This window comes from Bilophila sp. 4_1_30 (genome assembly GCF_000224655.1).
GTDB classification, from domain to species: Bacteria; Desulfobacterota; Desulfovibrionia; order Desulfovibrionales; family Desulfovibrionaceae; genus Bilophila; species Bilophila wadsworthia.
The window spans coordinates 1-655 of sequence record NZ_JH114293.1; the positions used below are offsets into that span (position 1 = coordinate 1).

Below are 655 nucleotides of genomic sequence, written 5' to 3' on the forward strand. Positions count from 1 at the left end.
CGTCTCGACGTGCCAGTAACGCTGGCGGGGGTTCCACGCATGGCGGCAGCGGGCAAGGCGGGTGATGCGGGTTTCCGGGACAACCCCCTCATGCAGGAGCACGGCGGTCCCTTGCAGGGACTTGCGCTTGCCGAAGCTGGTGAAGTCCACGGTCAGCGTTTCACCGTCCCTGCGGATGGAAACGTCCTTGGCGGCGGGGTGGCAGGGCGCGCCGAAGAAGGTGCGCAGGCCCATGCCCATGCCGTGCAGCAGGTACTGCGGGCGCAGGAGCGCGCCGGGCATACGCAGCGCGGCCTTGAACAGGCTGGCGGGGCTGCCCGTCAGCGCGACGCCCGCGATGGGGATGCCGAAATGCTTCAGGTGCACGACGGTCTGGAGGATGAGCGGGCCGTTGCCGCACAGCACGACCGGGCCTTCGGGCAGCATGGAGGCGGACTTGAGCAGCACGTCGGCGGCCCCGGCCCCGAGCACGCCCGGCAGGGTCCAGCCCGGCAGGGGTACGGGGCGCTCCATAGCGCCGGTGGCGATGAGGATCTGCCGCGCCTGCATGACGTGGCTCGTCCCCTGATGGCTGACATAGGCCCGGCCCGGGGCAAGGTGCCAGACGTTCGCGCCGCCGAGGAAGGTAGCCGGGGGACTGGCGGAATTCGCGGAC

The 655-nt window shown here is 70.8% G+C and carries 1 pseudogene; it reads right to left on the bottom strand.

Features of this window, described 5'->3' with window-relative positions:
• Positions 1 to 655, bottom strand: a pseudogene (locus tag HMPREF0178_RS20220) (FAD/NAD(P)-binding oxidoreductase); the annotation flags it as partial.